This is a genomic window from Anaerostipes rhamnosivorans (genome assembly GCF_005280655.1).
Lineage (GTDB): Bacteria > Bacillota > Clostridia > Lachnospirales > Lachnospiraceae > Anaerostipes > Anaerostipes rhamnosivorans.
Window position 1 is genome coordinate 2,848,643 of sequence record NZ_CP040058.1, and the last position, 14,981, is coordinate 2,863,623.

Genomic DNA, 14,981 nt, shown 5'->3' on the forward strand with positions numbered 1-14,981 from the left:
GTTTATATGAGCGTAAAAGCTACCAAACGCCGGCATTCCCATATCCGGTGGATTTTCATACTGTTGCTGCTGATCGTTATCTTGATTGGAGTCATTTTAGGGTTATCTTACTCAAAGCTTGGCAAAATCAAGTCAACACCCATGAATCAAAGCAAGCTGGTCACAGTCCACGAAGACGCCAATATGAAGGATTACACCAACATCGCCCTGTTTGGCATAGACTCCCAGACCGGAAGTATGTCAGACCGTGGGAACCGTTCGGACTCTATTATTGTAGTCAGCATCAACAACAGCACAAAGGACATTAAAATGCTGTCCATCTACCGGGATACCTATGTCAGCGTAAACGGCCACTACACAAAAATCAACGCAGCATATTCCCTGGGCGGCCCAGAATTGGCTGTCAGCACCATCAACAGAAACCTGGACTTAAATATCAAACAATATGCGACCGTAAACTTTAAGATCCTGGCAGATATCGTGGATGCCATCGGCGGTATAGAAGTAAAGGTGGACTCTTCAATCCTTAAAAATCTAAACAGCTACATCGGCGATATGAATCGATTAAACGGTGGAGATTCACCCAAGATCAAGACTGCCGGTCTTCAGACATTAGATGGAAACCAGGCGGTGGCTTATTCAAGGATTCGCTACACAGCAGGCGGTGATCTGGCCCGCGCCGGACGCCAGAGAGAGGTTCTTCAGAAAATCTTTGCCAAAGGGAAAAAGAATCCTTTTGGCTTGATGGGTGCCATGGATAAGATTCTGCCGCAGATCAAGACCAATATGGATCAGAAAGAACTATTTTCCATGCTGCTTTCAATCTTTCGCTATGATATTAAAAGCCAGAAGGGATTTCCGTTTGACCAGAAGGAATACAAATATCTTGGTGTCTGGTATGGATTTCCTACCACACTGAAGGAAAATGCTGTTCAGGTACATAAATACCTGTTTGATACAGAAAACTATCAGGTCAGCGATGAGTTGGGACGGATTAACCAGAAAATCATCAATGTGATTGGATATTAACAAAGTCCAGGGCAATCATTGTCCTGGACTTTTTTCTATGGAAGACAAGGTCCCCCGATCAATACCATCTCGTCATAGGCAGATCATTATTAATTCCGTTCGTAAACAGGAGCTGATGCAGATCAATGATTCCATTCTGAAATGTAGATGCACATGCACACAGATACAAATCCCACATCCTTGCAAATGTTTCACCAAATTTCTCTTCAATCTCCGCCCTGTGTTCATTAAAATTCTTATCCCAGCACAGCAGAGTTCTGTTGTAATGCCTTCTCAGGCTTTCTGCGTCCAGTAGATAAAAACGGTATTTAGAGCCAAGGTCCACAATCTCACGGAGACTTGGAATGACACCTCCTGGGAAAATATATTTCTTCATCCATGGATCTCCCGGATGTTCCTCCAGGGCGCTGATAAAGTGCAGAAGAAAAACTCCTCCTGGCTTCATCGCCCTCTTGATGCATTGGAAAAAAAGCTCATAATGATCCCTTCCCACATGCTCCAGCATTCCCACACTGACCACCCTGTCAAACTTCTTTTTATATCCCGGCAGATCCCTGTAGTCCATCAACTCAACCTGCAGATAATCTGTCAGACCTTCCTGCTCAATCCGCTTTTGAAACCCCTGCTGCTGCTCCCTGCTCAGAGTGATGCCGGTTCCGCGGATCTTATATTTTTTGGCAGCCTCGATCAAAAGGTAACCCCAACCACATCCAATGTCCAGAAGCTCCATCCCTTCTTTCAAATTAAGCTTGGCAAGGATTCTCTCTGTCTTATGCTTCTGTGCTTCGTAAAGTGTATCACTCTCAGACTCAAAGAACCCACAGGAATAGTTTAAAGTCTCATCCAGCCAAAGACTGTAAAAATCATTTCCCAGATCATAGTGGGAGGAGACATCCTCTTTCTGTTTTCTTCTTCCCAGTGAAGGAAACATCAGTTTTCTCAGCACTCTTGTATCCACCGAGAAGTTGCCCATCTGTCCGAGAAAATAATACAATGCCTGGTACAAATCCCCATCAATCTCCAGATCACCCCGCATATAGGCCTCACCCAATGCCAGGGATGTACTTGTCATCATTTCCTTTAAATCCGGTTCCTTTTTGAAGATAATCGAGAATCTTGGCTCCCCGTCCCCAATCGAATACTCCTCTTCTTTTATTTTGACAAGAAACGGAGTCTGGTCAAACCTGTCCAAAAAATGAAGGATTGCTTTTTCTTCCAGCTTCATTTGTTCTGCCACACCCTTTCCAACGTAAGTTATATACTTGGAGTATTGACAGAATTCCATCTTTTAAACTATCGATGTCAACTCGGGGATATCTACGGTCCCCACGAACCTTCCGACTCTTTTATAATCCATCACGCTTGTGATCTCCTCATCGTCTATCGTTCCGTTCAGTGACCTGAGCAGCGGAACACCGTGTCTCTTAAAATAACGGCCTATATACAAATATCCTGACCTTAGGAACATCCATATCTCTCCATGTTTTGGAAAGCGCCCGTCCATGTACTGGAATCCTAGAATAGAGTTTCTGCAAAACTTCGGTTCCAGCATATTGGTGCGCACCCAGACGAAAAAGGTACATTCCTTTGTAATAGGATTCTGTTCCACCCATACATCATGCACCTTCTGGCTTCCATAGTCAGCCAAGCCGTCCTCCACACTGGTAAACTCAAAACACTTCATTGATTTTTTTCCAGAAGATTTTAAGGATACCATTCTGTCATACTCTAAATTAATCACATATTTGATATATTCTTTCTGGTGCGCCGGCAGACGTTTAAACTTACGGATGTAGTTTTCATAATCATATGGGATCATGGGCTCCCGATTTGAGAACTCATCCAGAGAACAATTTAGGGAAGCTGCCACTTCTTCCATCGTGTTAAATCTTGGATTCGGAGTGATCCCGCATACAATTTTTGATAAAGTGCCGATGGGGATCCTGCTGCTTTTTGACAAATCTTCCACTGTAAACTTTTTTGTTTGCATAATTTCCTTAAGTTTTTTATAATTCATTCGTTCCACCTTCCAAATATGGAATAAATTCACCCCTCGACAAGTTGACAATATTCCTCTTTATTTTCTATAATGAACATGATTACATAATCTAAGGAGTAAATTTATCTTTATGAGGGGAGTATATCATGCAAAACGAAAATCTTCAATTGGTACTGTCAGACGATACTATTTTACAAATTTCTGTAATACACTCAAAAAACCATACATCCGTACCTGACAGCACCTCACATGTTATTCACATCAACCAGCTCTTAAATCAGGCGGCATCTTCTACTGCGCATTTAGATCTCTCAAGCCGAATCAGCAAACTTTTAAAACAATTGGGCATCACTCCGAATTTAAAAGGCTATCTCTATCTGAGACAGGCAATCGAATTGGGTGTAAAGGACCCATCTGTTTTTGACGGGATCACAAAACGTCTATATCCTTATATCGCAGAAAAGAATCATGCAACGCCGACCAGTGTTGAACGGACCATCCGTCATGCGATTGACTCCGTATGGAGCAAAGGCAACAAAGAATTATTCTGGAGTATTACACAGACCTGCATGTTAGAACGTCCGACAAACAGCCAGTTCATCATTCAGCTGGCAGAATACTTTTCTGAGAATTAAACTATTTTCTTTTTTCATTCCTGCCGGAATGTCCATTCATTAATCATAAGCAGTGTGCTATCCTTTGCTGTTCGCAGCACGCCTGCCCGAAGCGTACGAATTACGGGATGCCCCATGGGCATAAATAAACATTTAAAAACGACCTTTACCCGGGTATGTCTGGATAAAGGCCGTCATCTCTTTTATCACTATGATTCATTCATATTCCGGCATCTATGAAATCTCTTTTTATATTCTTCTTCCAGCATCTGACGAAAGTCTGGATGTGCGATCCCGATCAGTTTTTTCGCCCGGTTTCTCAGGGTCTCACCCTTTAATCTTACTGCCCCATATTCTGTTACCACATAGTCCACATCATATCTGGAAGTTGTAACTGATGCCCCCTCATCGATTACCGGTACGATCTTGGAGATTTTCCCATTTGCCGCCGTAGAGGGCATAGCCATGATACTTTTTCCCCCTCGGCTCATATTGGCGCCCCGAACAAAATCTACCTGTCCGCCTACTCCGCTGATCTGATTCCTGCCAACGGATGCGGACACAACCTGTCCCATCAAATCCACCTGCACACAGGAATTAATTGATACCAGATGATCATTTTTTGCGATCACATAAGGATCGTTGACATAGTCCACCGGATGAAGTTCTACCTCCGGATTATCGTCCACATAGTCATACAGTTTCTTTGTTCCCATGAGAAACGTCACGATACTCTTTCCAGGATGCAGATTTTTTCTCCTATTGGTTATGACCCCTGCTTCTGCCAAGTCCACAACACCATCCGAGATCATTTCTGAGTGTATTCCCAGATCCTTTTTGTCCATCAAAAAGCCGAGTACTGCATCTGGGATCGCTCCGATGCCCAGCTGCAGGGTGTCACCATCCTCGATCAAAGATGCGCAATTTTTCCCTATTGCCCTTTCGGTCTCCGTTACCTTTGCGGGCGGAAGCTCGATCAGGGGCGTATCCGCCTCCACAATATAATCAATATCTTTCACATGGATAAAACTATCACCCAGAGTCCTTGGCATGGAAGGGTTGATCTGTGCGATCACCAGATCCGCCGCCATGGCCGCAGGCTTAGAGTAGTCGACCGAAATTCCAAAACTTAAATAGCCGTGTTCATCTGGAGGCGACAGATTTAACAGCGCCACATTCACAGGAAGAGATGTTCTGAAAAGCTCCGGTATTTCTGAAAAATAGACAGGGGTCACATCTGCTCTTCCCTCACGGGCTGCCTTTCTTGTGGAAGCTCCGAGAAAGAAACTGTTGTGCCTGAAATGCTGTTCCATCCCCGGTTCACAATATCTGGCCTCCCCCATAGCCACCATATGGACGATCTCTACATTCTCATAGAGATCTTTGTTTCTTACCAGAGCATCGGAAAGTACCAGGGATTCTCCGGCTGCATGGGAAAGTACCACCCTATGGCCTGGCTTGATATGGGATACGGCCTCATCCGCACTGACCACCTTTTCTCTGTATAATTCTTTCCATGACCTTTTTTTGTTTCTGCCCATCAGATCTTTAGCCTGCCGGATCAGTTCGCCGCTGACAGTCTGTTCAGTTCTGACATCCTTTATCTCCGGACATTCTCCCTGTATCGCTGTTTTTACCAGTTCCTCCAGGGTAATACGCCCAGACGGGCATCCGCTGCAGGCCCCTGAAAACTCCACTGTGAGGATACCATCTTTCAGCTCTGATACGCGGATATCCCCTCCATGTTCCCTTAGCCTTGGTCTTACGTTTTGCTCCAGTATTTTCTCTATTTTTTCTGACAGCTCCATAACTTATCCCGCCTTTATTCTTCTGATATGCCTGCAATCTGTTTTGCCAGTTCCTTTTTCTCTAAAAGATTTCCCTGTCTTGCGATCATGATCCTCTGAGCCTGCGGCGATCCGGCTCCGTGCAGGGATTCTGTGCGGTATCCCACCGCGGCAGTCCCAAGGGTTAGATTTTCAAGCAGCCGTAAGATCTTTAACCGGTTCTCTGTGGGCACATTTTTATTTCCTTTCAGATATTTTTCAATATAAGGCTTAAGCTCAGGATTTCTTATATCTGCCTGGGAAGGAGCCGTCACCATAAGTCCTCCTGCAATGTCCTCTGCCAGCCGGGTGATCTCATAAGGGAATCTGGTCACATTCTGTTTGCATACATTTGCCAAAAGAAGGTCGATCATATAATTCCCAGATTTCGTGGGAACTCCCTCACTGGAACAGGCAATGCCGCAGCAGTACAGAGTTTCATTTAAATGAGTCATCTCGATCAGCTTATCCTTGATATGGGAAGCCTTGGGAATGCTGTTATAGTCTGCGGCCAGAGCTGCCGCTCCGATCAGCACGTCGCCCACCCCTACTTTGCATCCGCCGTAACTCTGCCTGTGATATCCAGCAAATCTTTCCACCATCATTCCTGAGAAATCCGTCTCTCCGTTTAAGAAAATACGCTCATTCGGAATAAATACATTGTCAAATACGATCAATGCCTCCATTCCGCCGAACTTCTGGTTGCCCACATCCATTGGCGCATTCTCTGTTTTTCTTGTATCACAGCTCTGGCGGCCCACCACCATGAAGATGCCTTTCTCATCGCTTGGCACTGCAAAGGAGACAGCATAATCCTGATCCTCCGGCCCTAACGCAATCGTGGGCATTACGAGAATCTCATGGGAGTTGACTGCTCCGGTCTGATGGACCTTGGCGCCTCTTACTACAATTCCGTCCGGCCGTCTCACCACTACACGTAAAAATAAATCCGGGTCTTCCTGGGCATGAGGAGGAAGGGACCGGTCACCTTTCGGGTCCGTCATGGCTCCGTCCACCGTCAGGTCATTTTCCTGCACGTAAAGCATAAAATTTTGAAAATTCTTAAAATATCCGGTCCCGTGTACTTGATCTGTTTCATATGTTGTGCTGTAAACGGCATTAAATGCGTCCATTCCCACACACCGCTGAAAACATGAGGCTGTTTTCTGTCCCAGAAGCCTCTGCATCTTCACTTTATTTACCAGATCCTCACTGCTCCTGTGAATGTGTGTGAACCTGTTGATCCGCTGTCCTGTCTCCGGCGAGATGACCGTCATCAAATCCCGGTATTCCTCCTGAAACGCAAGATCATACGTCATCCTCACTGAATTCAGCGATGGACGCAGGATCGGGTTCCTTGTGGGATCTTCCACCCTTTCTCCAAACATATAGACCTTCTGGTCCAGTTTCCTGATACTCTCGATATATTCTTTCCCTGTCATTAATGCCATATCCATCCCTCCCGGCTACTGGCTCTCATATCTCCTCTTAAATATTTCCCTGATCTCCTCTTTCGTCAGTTCCACATAATTATTCTGTAAAAGTCTCTGCTGATTCTCCACTGTACTCCTGGTAAACTCCTCAATCTGAGAATGTACCATCCCATAATCCTTTAATGGTCTGGTTTCCATAAAATTGGATAAAAGTTCCCGAAGCCGCAGAAAAACAGAGTCCCTGTCCCAGCCGAAAATGTCTGCGATCGTCTGTTTCAGGTTCTGGATCCTGCCCTCCGGCCTCTTTGTCTCATAAAGCTGCATTACATCCATGAAAAACTGATAATTTGCCTCCCCATGGGGAACATGGAAGGCACCCCCGATGGAATAGGACAGCGCATGGACAGCCGCACACCCCGCATTTCCAAATGCAATACCTGCATAGTTGGATGCCAGCATAAACTTGTTTAGTTCCTTCCTTCTTGCATCCTTTCCATGCTCCGCCATATGGTGGTATCCGGTCAGAATCATCTCTATTGCTTTCCTTGAAAACATTTCTGTAGCAGGAGTGGCTTTCGGAGACAAAAAGGATTCCACTGCATGGATCAAAGCATCTATGGAGCTTGTGAGAAACACCTGATAGGGCAGCCCCTCTAACGCTTCCGGCACAAGCACAGCACAGTCTGCATAACATGCGTCTGATGCCAGTCCCTTTTTTGTATGTCTGGATTTGATCTCCGCTATTGCCACGTTTGTAACCTCGCTTCCAGTGCCGCAGGTGGTAGGAACAGCGATCAGATGTTTTTTCTTCACTGGCTCCCTCTCTCCCTCAAGCAGCGGGGTACATCCATCCGGCATATCTAGTGCCAGCACCTTGCAGATATCCAGGATGGTTCCTCCTCCAAGGGCGAAGATTCTGTCATAATGACAGTCCGACGCTGCTTTTTTAATATGGTCGATCATCTCATCAGAAGGCTCCCCGTCTCCAAACGCCTCCTGAAAAATATAATTTGCCTGCACATCAAGTGGTTTCAGCAGCGGTTCATATAAATACCGGTTTGTGACCACCAGATCTTCTGGTCCGATCTGGAATTCTTCCTGGAACTGCTTCATAGTGTCAAAATAATATACGGACGGTACTACTCTCAATAACTGCATTTCTCCTCCTTCCTATTCCTCTGGCGGAATCACCAATGCTCTCCCGCTGATGACAACTTCATTGTCCTGATTGACACAGGTTGTCTCCAATGTGGCAAGATTGAATGTTTTTTTCATCTCAATTTTCAGCACCTTTACCCTGGCAGTCACCCGGTCGCCAATCCTAACGGGCCGTTCAAAGTTTAATGTCTGGTTCAGATAAATGGTTCCCGGTCCGGGAAGAACTCCTGCGATAGCTGCCGAGATGATCCCCGCCCCGATCATGCCATGGACGATGCGCCCGCGGAACCTGGTGGTTTGGGCATATTCTTCGTCCAGATGCAGAGGATTTTTATCTCCGGATACTTCCGCAAATAGTTCCACATCCTGTTCCGATATATATTTATAAAAAAACCCTTCCTGCCCTATTCTGAGCATGTTCCCTCCCCTCCGCCTTGATCGTGAAGCAAAACACTGACCCGGTAATTTCCCGGTTTCGCCGCTTCCTCAAAAGCTTTTTGTATCTCATCCAGGGGGTGGCTTTTCTCAATCAACGGTTTTACGTCCACCACTGCCTGATTGAGCATTCTTGCCGCTTCTAAGAAATCCTTGGTATCCCCCAGATAAGTCCCCAGGATCTCCATCCTGCGGTAATGAATGTCATTGGAGGTGATGCCCAGTTTGGGCGGCGGATAAGCAGCCGCAAACATTAAAATCCTGCCGTCAAAATGTTTCAGCATGGCGGCTGCCTGTTCATTGGCCTTCGTCGCTCCGGCAGCCACAATGACCGCGTCAACACCCCTCCCGTCTGTGAACTGCTTTGCTATTTTCACAGGGTCATTCTTCCTCACATCGACCACTTCAAAGCCCATATCTCTGGCAGTTGTTATCTTCTTTTCCATCATCTCGGTTACAATGACCCTGGCGCCGCATGCCCTGGCGGCCTGGGCGTTTAAAAGCCCCATAGTGCCGGCTCCGATGACGGCTACAGTATCCTGCGGCCGGACATTCAGCTTCCCGATCCCCTTTGCCACGGTTGCCAGTGGCTCTAAGAATGCAGCCTCACTTGGGCTGAGCTTTGGATTCATCTTCACCACTGCTGTTGCATTTCTCACCTGATATTCCGCAAATCCCATTCTGCCCTTGTAACCTCCCTCATGCAGGTCATAGGAGCTTCGGATCACACACTGGCTTTCCTCTCCCCGCCTGCAGTATTCACATTCCCCGCAGTAGTTATTGGAAATGGCCACAAAATCGCCTGGCAGAAGTTCTACCACTTTATCCCCGGTCTCGATGATGATACCAGCACCTTCATGGCCTCCCGCCATAGGATAACCCTGGTGTTCCCTCAGGCCCAGCCACTGCCCGTAATCCGCAGTGCAGATGTTGCAGGCCAGCTGCTTTACCAGCACCTGGTGTTCTGAAAGCTTTGGCAGCCTCATCTCATGTACTTCAGCGTGCCCCTTTGATGTCAGTACACCGAATCTGAATTTTTCGATCTGTTTCTCATCCATGATATTCCCTCCATCCCGGACATTTATGGTAGTCCGTACTCCAAAGACATTTCCGGCAGTTTCTGCAGGAAACGATCTCACGCCCCTGCTTTATTTTCTTAACCCACTGGGGATCGCAGAGCAACGCTCTTCCCAACGCCACAAAATCTGCACATTCCTGTTCCAAAAGAAACATCCCCTGCTGTACCTGGCGGATCCCGCCCACAGCAATCACCGGACACTTCACTCTCTGCTTCATCTGCATGGCTGCCCAAATTCGGATATTAAACGGAAAACCGTCAGGAGACGGCTCCATCGCTCTCTCATCCATAGAACCGGTGGACCCAAAGCCTGTAGACACATGCAGAAGATCCATGCCCGCCTTTACAAATGCCTTTGCCATATGGGCTGAGGCTTCAAGATCTGGTTCGTCAAATCCAAGCCGGACAGACAGGATAAAATGATCTCCACAGCTTCTTCTGATCCCCGATAATATATCCAGTGCCATCTGCATCCTGCCCCTTAAATCTCCTCCAAACCTGTCGGTCCTGTGGTTGACTGTGGGGGATAAAAATGAACTCAGCAGATAAGAATGGGCACAGTGGATCTCTACCCCGTCATACCCGGCATCCTGCGCCCTGACAGCTGCCTGTATAAACTGCTGCTCTCTCTCAAGGATCTCCTCTGTGGTCATTTCCTCTGCCGTATACCCTTTCCCTCTGAGCACCCCATGGAACTTGGACGGAGCCGCAGGCCTTCCCGATACTGTCCGGATGCCTGCGTGATGGAGTTGAGAAAGTATCGGTACTTTGCAGTCATGAACTGCCTGAACGAGTTTTTTATGTCCTTCCAACTGCTCTTTTTTCCAGATTCCTATCTGATGTTTGGAAAGCCGTCCGTCCTCTGCCACGCATGCAGCCTCCACAATGATCATCCCTACTCCGCCTCTGGCCCGCTCCTCATAGTGGGAAATGAGCTCCTCTGTGATCATTCCGTCCTCCACTCCATATCCAAACGTCACCATTGGGGCCATAAGAAATGGAGATCTTATGCATTTTTCTTTTATCACTGTCTCTTTCTCATACATCAAATCCCTCCGTCCCGGTTAAAAGCAGCCATATACTTTTTTCGGGTTTTCAACAAATATCGTACTGATTTCTTTTTCCGTAATACCCGCTGTTTCTTTCAGTCTGGGGATAAACTTCCTGATGATGTACTCAAGCCCCGGACCTCCATTGTTGGCCTTAAAATAATTACTTCGTCCAAAATCCGCACTGATGAGAAGCCGGTCAAGATACCCTTCCTCTATTAGATCCAAGATCATATCTATATTCGTCTGTACCGGATAGCGGTAAACTCTGGCAATATTGTCCACAGACAGAAAACTGCCCATGGCTGCAATTCTTTTATATTCGTAAGGATCCGGGTTCCTGTCCATATGCCCCAGCACTACCTTAGAAAGGTCCGCTCCCTGACTGTCCAGACACTGAAGGATCTCTTCTCCCATCATCCCTCCGTGGTGGATCCAGATCGGGGCATTGGTCTTCTTCTGCGCCCTGGCTGCAGCCTTCAGGCATTTTTTCTCCCTTGGATGGATAAATCTCGGAGAGACCGCACATTTTATCTGCCCTGCACGTATGTGGGTTCCGTCCATCCCCTCCTCAATTTCTCTGACAAACAGCTCCGAAAGTTCTTCTGTGCTGATATAATCCATAAACTCTGGATTGTGGTCATACAGATAAAACCCTGTGGTGGCGATCAGGTGAACCCTGCTCTGCCTGCTGGCATATACAAGTTTCTTTGGATTCCTGCCGTAATCAGCCGCCGTTCCCTCCACCAGTGTGGATCCCCCAGCCTTAAAAAACAGCCGGAGCTCTCTTATGGAACCTTCGATATCTGTGATCGCCAGTGTCGGGTCCCTTTGGGCAGTATACGGATCACAGTAAATATGTTCGTGAGTATAGGACATTCCCATCTCCTGCACATCCACATCTCCCAAAACAGTCCTGATGCAATTCATATGCCCTTCCCCCTTTCTACCTGTCCCATACTCGTAAAAGGGGCTGTTCCAATATGTAATTGAGCAAGTCCTCCGCAATCATCTCCGAAGCCCACTTCTTGGAGTCTGTACTGATACCGGCCATGTGGGGTGTCAGCAAAACATTGTCCATGGAAAAAAACGGGTGGTTCTTTGGCGCCGGTTCATCCCACATAACATCTACCGCCCCAAAAGCGATCTTTTTCTTGGAAAGTGCCTCAATCAATGACTTCTGGTCCACCACTGCCGCTCTGGAGGTATTGATAAAATAGGCATCCTGCCTCATGGCATCAAACCACTCCTCATCGATCATAGCTTTTGTCTCTGGCGTCACACTCAGATGGACGCTCACAATATCACATTCCGGCAGCATTTGAACCGGATCTTCGTATCTCTTTGCACAAACGCTTTCAAAGGTTTCCTCCGGCTGAAACGGATCATACGCAAGCACTTCCATCCCCATCCCTGCGCATATCTTTGCCACATTCTGCCCAATATGTCCAAGTCCCACGATCCCAATCGTCCTGCCGTACAGGTCGATGCCCCATGGGTAGGAGGATCTTGGATTTTCCCGGTCTTTAAACCTCCAGATCACATCCTTTTTGTCCGGCACATCATAAATATCCTTTTCATCTGCCAAAAATCTTCCGGACCAGAGCCCATGATAAGTAAAGGAAATTCTTTTGCAGATGTCCAGCATCATACCCACAGTATATTCCGCCACAGAATGCGCATTCCTTCCTGGAGCATGGATCACCGGAATCCCCATTTCCCCGGCAGCCCTGGTGTCAATATTATTTGGTGTGGCCCTTCCGCAGCCGATCAGCCTAAGGCCCTTTTCTCTCAGCTCCCTGATCACTCTTTCTGTCACAGGATCTGTATAAAACAACACAGCCTCACAGCCCCCACACTCCTCTATAATCTCTTCCTCTGTGGGCAGGATATCCGTCGCTGTCCACGGAAGCCTTTTGATTTCACAGTAAGGCTCCAGTTTCTTTAAATGATCAGGCCAGAGCTCCATACTTGCGGCTACCTTGATTTTTTCCATCTTTCTTCATCCTTTCTCAACCCAGTGCTTTGCCTTCACTTCCAAATACCCTGATATATTTTTCTAAAATTTCCTGATAAGCTTCTGCTCCTTTAGACAACGCCTGGTTGGCATATACTGTCCGATTCCCGGTGTAAACCAGTGCACCGCTCTCATCAAACAGTGGATCATTTGTTTCCTCAAATTTTTTCACACCTTTCAGGTACTCAGTAGAAAGGTCTGTGGAAAGATTGATCTTCTGTATTCCGAGATCAACCGCTTTTTTCAGTTTATCCTCACCGGTATTGGAACCGCCGTGCAGGACAAGCGGTACAGGCACTTCCCGGCTCAGTTCGTTAAGAAGCTCAAAATTCAAATGGGGCCTGCCCTTGTAAACCCCATGGGACGTACCCACAGCCACTGCCAGAGCGTCCACCCCGGTTTCTTCTACAAAGCCTTTTGCTTCCTCTTTCCTTGTAAGGCCGCTGTCCCTGGTTTCTTCATACTCTGCTCCTTTTCCCACATGCCCAAGTTCCGCCTCCACAGTGACTCCCACTGCATGAGCGGCACGGACGGCCTCCCTGACAGCTTTTACATTCTCTTTGTAGGGAAGTGTAGACTTGTCAAGCATCACAGAGGTGAATCCACATCTTAAAGCACGCTGGACATCCTCATATTCTTTTCCATGGTCCAGATGCAACGCCGCCGGGACCTGCGGATATTTCCGTTCGTACATCCGGGCGGCAAGAGCCAGTTCTTCCATCTGCACATAAGGTGTACAGGCAATGATCACCGGAGCCTTTCTCTCCGCCGCAGCCTTAAAGCATGCTTCCACAGTCCTTCCCGTAAAAACATTGGCTGCCGCCACCGCATATCCTCCTTCTTTTGCCCGGCAGAGCAGTTCCTTCATTGTCACTAACATAAAACATCCTCCCTTTCTCATTTGTGTGCATAGTGCCCGTAGAGCTTTTTTGTTCCATAGGGAGGTTCGGAGAACTTTCCTATGGAATGAAAGGAATGGGACCGTCCGGCCTGCCGGACAATCCCCTTCTAACATCCCCCTATATATAAATATTTTGGTATCTAAAAATAATCATGCTAGAACATTCCATAGAAGAAGGAAATGATCTTATGGATGATATAGCCCGGCCATTCCTGCCCTACACAGAATCCAGAGATGGTCGTTCCTGCCTCGAATTTAAATCCGACGCCTGTAGCCATCTGCGTGATCAACGGTGCAAGATCCGTTGCGATCCAAAGTCCGATACAGAGTGTCAGCACTGCAGCGATCAGCGCCCGGAAAGAATTTCGTTTTGTACCGATAACCACACCGATCATCCAGTAAGGAAACGCGGTAAGGTCTGTAAATGGAAGGAATCTGTTTCCCGGAAGGATGACTGCAAGTCCAAGTACTATTGGTACAGTGATGATTCCCATGGTAATGACATCCCGGTCTCCCAGGAGCATACAATAATCCATAGCAATGTTGAACTTCCGCCCGGGGAATCTGGTGTTCATAAAGTCCCTGGCTGCATCGGTGAGCGGTGCCAGGCCTTCCATCATGATCGAAACCATTCTTGGGAGCAGGAACATAGCAGCGGACAGTCCCACTGCGACCACAAGTGCCGCATCCCACTTATATCCGGCCAGAAAGCTCATAATACCTCCGAGCAGAAAACCTAAGATCATCGGCTCTCCGAAAAAGGAGATGCTGGACGGAAGATTTCCAAGGTTGAAAGAAATCTTATTCAGCCCCGGGATCTTTCCAATCACCCAGTCCACGCCTCTGGCAAACAAAAGCTGTAAAGGGAATCCTTGGGTAGAGAAAGTCAGTCCGGCCATCTGCTCACCGGCAAAATCTGTTACAACCTGTTCCTGCCGCTCCCCTAAGATTGTATTGATCATCATAAAAAGAGTTCCCACGATCACTCCCAGTATAAAGTTCCCTGTGACAAAGTAAGAAACAGTCCCGATCAAGATGAAATGCCAGTAGTTGAAAATATCTACGTTTAACGTGTGCGTGATTTTAATGACCAGACAAATCACATTGACAACAAGAAATGTGACAATGGAAGCTAGCACAAAAGTTCCGCTTCCGAAGGCTATGCCCGAAGCTGCCGGCCATCCTACATCTGTGATATCCAGCGTCAGCCCCCAGTTAGCCTGCATGGCTTTTACCAGACCTCCCAGATTATCACTTACCAGACTGATCGCCAGACTGATGCCGCTAAACCCGATTCCAACCGTAAGTCCCGCCCTGAGAGCATTTTTTACCTTCATCCTAAAGACTACTCCCAGAAGAAAGATCACGATCGGCATAATGACTGAAGCGCCAAGCCCTAAAATTGTATTTATGACACCCATATTCCATCCTCCTTTTCATTT

At 47.2% G+C, this 14,981-nt stretch carries 14 protein-coding genes; 2 read left to right on the top strand and 12 right to left on the bottom strand.

The window, feature by feature from the left end:
* The first annotated feature begins 6 nt into the window (after positions 1–6).
* The gene (locus tag AR1Y2_RS14130; protein ID WP_137329551.1) at positions 7–1,029 is read left to right on the top strand and encodes an LCP family protein; all 1,023 of its coding nucleotides are present in this window, start codon (positions 7–9) and stop codon (positions 1,027–1,029) included.
* Between the two features lie 58 nt (positions 1,030–1,087).
* Here AR1Y2_RS14130 and AR1Y2_RS14135 read toward each other — a convergent pair whose 3' ends face one another.
* Both AR1Y2_RS14135 and AR1Y2_RS14140 read right to left on the bottom strand, forming a co-directional pair.
* Positions 1,088–2,254, bottom strand: coding sequence for an SAM-dependent methyltransferase (locus tag AR1Y2_RS14135; protein ID WP_137330284.1), 1,167 nt, complete (start codon positions 2,252–2,254; stop codon positions 1,088–1,090).
* 63 nt (positions 2,255–2,317) lie between these two features.
* Entirely contained in the window at positions 2,318–3,046 is a 729-nt protein-coding gene (locus AR1Y2_RS14140) for a helix-turn-helix domain-containing protein (protein WP_137329552.1), read from the bottom strand.
* 128 nt (positions 3,047–3,174) lie between these two features.
* Here AR1Y2_RS14140 and AR1Y2_RS14145 point away from each other — a divergent pair, with 128 nt between their 5' ends.
* On the top strand, positions 3,175–3,663 hold the full coding sequence (locus AR1Y2_RS14145; protein WP_137329553.1) for a sporulation initiation factor Spo0A C-terminal domain-containing protein: 489 nt from the start codon (positions 3,175–3,177) through the stop codon (positions 3,661–3,663).
* A 188-nt stretch (positions 3,664–3,851) separates the two neighbouring features.
* On the opposite strand, the gene AR1Y2_RS14150 is transcribed toward AR1Y2_RS14145, so the two are convergent.
* From AR1Y2_RS14150 to AR1Y2_RS14195, 10 genes are all read right to left on the bottom strand, one after another.
* Positions 3,852–5,450 carry an acetyl-CoA hydrolase/transferase C-terminal domain-containing protein gene (locus AR1Y2_RS14150; RefSeq protein WP_137329554.1) on the bottom strand — a complete coding sequence of 533 codons (1,599 nt, stop codon included), beginning with the start codon at positions 5,448–5,450 and terminating at the stop codon, positions 3,852–3,854.
* A 14-nt stretch (positions 5,451–5,464) separates the two neighbouring features.
* On the bottom strand, positions 5,465–6,919 hold the full coding sequence (locus AR1Y2_RS14155) for a 4-hydroxyphenylacetate 3-hydroxylase family protein (protein WP_137329555.1): 1,455 nt from the start codon (positions 6,917–6,919) through the stop codon (positions 5,465–5,467).
* A gap of 15 nt (positions 6,920–6,934) precedes the next feature.
* On the bottom strand, positions 6,935–8,059 hold the full coding sequence (locus AR1Y2_RS14160) for a 4-hydroxybutyrate dehydrogenase (RefSeq protein WP_137329556.1): 1,125 nt from the start codon (positions 8,057–8,059) through the stop codon (positions 6,935–6,937).
* A 12-nt stretch (positions 8,060–8,071) separates the two neighbouring features.
* Positions 8,072–8,476: a MaoC family dehydratase gene (locus AR1Y2_RS14165; RefSeq protein ID WP_137329557.1), complete on the bottom strand. Its 405-nt coding sequence runs from the start codon at positions 8,474–8,476 to the stop codon at positions 8,072–8,074.
* Positions 8,464–9,552: a zinc-dependent alcohol dehydrogenase gene (locus AR1Y2_RS14170; RefSeq protein WP_137329558.1), complete on the bottom strand. Its 1,089-nt coding sequence runs from the start codon at positions 9,550–9,552 to the stop codon at positions 8,464–8,466. The genes AR1Y2_RS14165 and AR1Y2_RS14170 overlap by 13 nt, the downstream gene beginning before the upstream one ends.
* On the bottom strand, positions 9,545–10,618 hold the full coding sequence (locus AR1Y2_RS14175) for an NADH:flavin oxidoreductase (protein ID WP_137329559.1): 1,074 nt from the start codon (positions 10,616–10,618) through the stop codon (positions 9,545–9,547). The genes AR1Y2_RS14170 and AR1Y2_RS14175 overlap by 8 nt, the downstream gene beginning before the upstream one ends.
* A gap of 18 nt (positions 10,619–10,636) precedes the next feature.
* Positions 10,637–11,551, bottom strand: coding sequence for a phosphotriesterase family protein (locus AR1Y2_RS14180; protein ID WP_137329560.1), 915 nt, complete (start codon positions 11,549–11,551; stop codon positions 10,637–10,639).
* A 16-nt stretch (positions 11,552–11,567) separates the two neighbouring features.
* Entirely contained in the window at positions 11,568–12,617 is a 1,050-nt protein-coding gene (locus AR1Y2_RS14185; protein WP_137329561.1) for a 2-hydroxyacid dehydrogenase, read from the bottom strand.
* A gap of 16 nt (positions 12,618–12,633) precedes the next feature.
* Positions 12,634–13,518, bottom strand: coding sequence for a class II fructose-bisphosphate aldolase (locus AR1Y2_RS14190; RefSeq protein ID WP_175403666.1), 885 nt, complete (start codon positions 13,516–13,518; stop codon positions 12,634–12,636).
* 176 nt (positions 13,519–13,694) lie between these two features.
* Entirely contained in the window at positions 13,695–14,960 is a 1,266-nt protein-coding gene (locus AR1Y2_RS14195) for a PTS transporter subunit IIC (protein WP_137329562.1), read from the bottom strand.
* Positions 14,961–14,981 lie beyond the last annotated feature (21 nt).